The sequence below is a fragment of the Candidatus Parvarchaeota archaeon genome (assembly GCA_016866895.1).
Taxonomy (GTDB): domain Archaea; phylum Micrarchaeota; class Micrarchaeia; order Anstonellales; family VGKX01; genus VGKX01.
Window position 1 is genome coordinate 1 of record VGKX01000136.1, and the last position, 3477, is coordinate 3477.

Genomic DNA, 3477 nt, shown 5'->3' on the forward strand with positions numbered 1-3477 from the left:
GTTTTTAAGATTGACATGTGGATTGATAGTGCGGCAAACCTGCAAAAGGCAAAATGCTAACGCTGCCGCAGGGTTGCGATAAAAATAACTGAATTCTTGCAGTGAATTGAGAAATAATGGTGGTTGGATGGGAAAAATCAAGGACCCAAAACTAAGCGGGGTCGGAGAAGAGGAGCTTTACTGGGCAAGAGCCCACATGCCGATTCTTGAAAAAATAAAGGCGGATTTTGAGAGGGAGCGGCCGTTTGAGGGATTGACGATTGGAGTGGCACTGCACCTTGAGAAAAAAACAGGCATTCTTCTTGAGGTTTTGGCAGCAGGAGGGGCAAGCGTTCATGCTTGCTCATGCAACCCTCTAAGCACTGATGACAGGGTTGCAGCAGCACTTGAGGCTAATTATAAAGGGGGCAGCAAAGAGCGTGGAAACGTAGAGGTATTTGCATGGGCCGGGCAGACAAAGGAGGAGTATTACTGGTGCTTGGAGCAGGTCATGGCACAAAAACCGCGGGTGCTTATTGACGACGGGTGCGACCTGACACTGCTTGCGCACAAAAAGGGGCTGCAGAAATATGTTCTTGGGGCTTGCGAGGAGACAACTACCGGGGTTGCAAGGCTTCATGCAATGCACAGGGAAAAGAAGCTGCTGTTCCCGGTTTTCGCGGTAAACGATGCCTACTCAAAGCACCTGTTTGACAACAGGTATGGGACTGGGCAGTCAACGCTTGATGCTATAATGAACATGACAAACATACTTCTTGCAGGAAAAACAGTTGTTGTTGCAGGCTATGGCTGGTGTGGAAAAGGGATTGCAAAGCGGGCGGCTGCAATGGGGGCAAGAGTAGTGGTGGTTGAGATAGACGGCGATTTAGGCGAGGACAAGTCTTCTGGAAGCGGCTGCCACAAGGCACTTGAAGCCCTATACGATGGTTTTTCAGTGATGCAGATGCAGCAGGCTGCAAGAATAGGCGACTTGTTTGTGACTGTCACAGGCAACTGCGACATCATCGGGCAGCGCGAGTTTGAATTGATGAAAAGCGGCGCGATTGTGTGCAATGCAGGGCATTTTGACAACGAGATTGACGTGAAGTGGCTTGAGAAAAATGCAAAGGCGAAAAAACAGGTGAAGCCAAATATTGACCAGTATGAAGTCCTGGGGAAAAAAATACTCCTGCTTTCACAGGGAAGGCTTGTCAACCTTGCAAGGCCAACAGGCCAGGGGCACCCGATTGAGATAATGGACGGCTCATTTGGGATTCAGGCACTTTGCGCAAGGGAAGTAGCACTGAATGCACCCGGCGGCCCGGGGGTTTACCACGTCCCAAAGCCAATTGATGAGCTTGTAGCAACCCTGGCGCTCAAGGCAAACGGAGTCGAGCTTGAAAAGCCGACGCAAAAACAGTTGAAATACGCAAACTCTTGGGAAGACGGGACATAGGCTTAGGCTGGAATAAACAAAGGGACTGGCGGCAGCATGCCAGCAAATAGTTTGCGGCTCTTATTTCTGTAATGCTTTGCCTTAGACTGCCGTTGAAGTGAACGTTATTACAGCGCTGCTGCTTCCCTGAGGCGAATCTGGGGAAATCTGCACCTTGATGTGGGCCCAAATCGTGTCCTGGCTGTCAGAGCTGATAAGAAGCGGGCAGATGTTGACACTTGTTGTTGAAAGGTCCTGCATTGAAGCCACAAGGCTTGGGCAGGCGCCAGTCTCATTTACTGCCCCAAATGCCTGGAACAGCGGAGAGGAACCGCCGATGAACTGGGCCGCAGACTTGTCGGATGTTATGTTGATTGACACGTTTGTGTTCCCGTCATTTGTGACAAGGAACCCAAGCTCGCCCCCCGACGTGTTTGCGCTGATGTTTGAGAGAAGGGAGATATTGGATGTGAAGTTCTCAAATGAGACCGGGGCAAATGAAAACGAGCTGTCAGATGTGCCGTTGCTTGTGTAAACTGATATGTAGTTTGTGCTGGAGATGTTAACGTTAAGCGTGAATTCGGTTGTCGACTTGTTTCCAAGAGTGAGGGGCAGGTAGTCAATTTCACCCGCACTTACGGTATATGTGCTGTCGCAGATGCCATCCCCATCGGCGTTTGTGCAGTTTTGCGAAAAGCCGGTTGCAGAGGGGTTAGCCCAGAAGTTGCCCCCGATGTTGGGCCCCCCTGCGATGTTGGTCCCGTAAGTTTTGGACGTGTTCCACAGGTTTGTCGAGCCTGAAGAGAACGCATTGGCCGTGTTGTTGAAAATATTATTGTAAATTGAATTGCTTGACGAGGAGTCAAGGTAGATGCCATATTGGGTGTTTGAGGCGGAAGTTATCTGCGAAAGCGTGCTTGAGCTGACTGAAGACAGATAAACCCCATAATTGGAGTTGGATTTGGTGCTAAGATTGGTAAATGAGTTGTTCGAAGAGCCTGAGACATAAAGTGAAGTTTCAAACTCCTTTATTATGCAGTTTTTGACAATGCTGTTGTTGTAGTTTTGCAGGCTGACGCCATAGGTGCCTGCAACACTTGAGCCGTCAATGGTGGAGCCGTTGCAGTTGAGGACAACGTTGTTAGCCTGCAGCTGCATGCATGTTGAGCCTGAATTAGAGACGCTTGCGGTTAGCACATAGGAGCCCCTTGTCCCTATGCTTGCGCAGCCCGAAAGATAGGTTATCTTTGAGAGGGGGAGGCTGTCTGTGTTTCCAGAGCCTAGCGCATATGCGCCATCGCAGATGCCTTCAGTGTCAGCATCAAGGCAGGTTTGCGAAAAGCCTGCCCCTGCAGGCGTTGCCCAGTAGTTGCCTCCAACATAAGGGCCGCCAACAACATTCGTGCCTGCCGACTTTGTGGTGTTCCACTTGCCAGTCGGGCTGCCGCCAAGGTTGAAGTTAGTAGTGCTGTTGAAAATGTTGCTGTAGATTGAGTAGGTGGCCGAGGACTGGATGTTGATGCCGTAAGTTGCATGTGAGGTGATATTGTTGCCCGTAATTGTCGCCCCGTTGCTTGAGGAAAGATAAATGCCTGTGTCAAAATCGCTTATTGAGCACCCGCTTATTGCAGAGCTGTTGAAGCCTGTCACGTTTATTCCTGCAGTGCCCGCCGTGTCCGCCCCGTCTATGCTCAAGCCGTTACATTGCAGGGACACTGAATTGGCAGTAAGGTTGAAGCACGAAGAGGCAATATCGGAAATTGAAACTCCAAGCGTGTAGCTTGCGCCTGTTATTGACAGGTTGCCGCAGGCAACTACAAGCGAATCTACTGCTGCAGCAGATGAATTCTGGGCTGCAGTGTCTCCCGAGGCATTGGCAGTAAGCTCTATTTTCCACGACTGCGTTGTCTGCACCCCGGACATGTTGGCAATTTTGAGCTCTGTTCCCGACGCTGCGCCTGTGTAGGAGCCGGTTGAGTAAAGCGTTCCGTTGACATACCATTTGTATGTGTAGTTCAGGCTTCCAGCCTCGCTTGTCGCATTTGCAAAAGCATAAAGAACGC

Annotated in this window: 2 protein-coding genes; one reads left to right on the top strand and one right to left on the bottom strand. The window is 50.3% G+C overall.

Annotation, left to right across the window (positions count from 1 at the left end; genetic code table 11):
• Positions 1–127 precede the first annotated feature (127 nt).
• Positions 128–1435 carry an adenosylhomocysteinase gene (locus tag FJZ26_04990; protein ID MBM3229762.1) on the top strand — a complete coding sequence of 436 codons (1308 nt, stop codon included), beginning with the start codon at positions 128–130 and terminating at the stop codon, positions 1433–1435.
• A gap of 81 nt (positions 1436–1516) precedes the next feature.
• On the opposite strand, the gene FJZ26_04995 is transcribed toward FJZ26_04990, so the two are convergent.
• Positions 1517–3477 (bottom strand): hypothetical protein (locus FJZ26_04995; protein ID MBM3229763.1); only part of this gene is annotated, 1961 nt, incomplete at its 5' end.

Coding starts and splice junctions, on each gene's coding strand:
- FJZ26_04990 (MBM3229762.1), top strand. CDS start 128: ATGGGAAAAATCAAGGACCCAAAACTAAGCGGGGTCGGAGAAGAGGAG.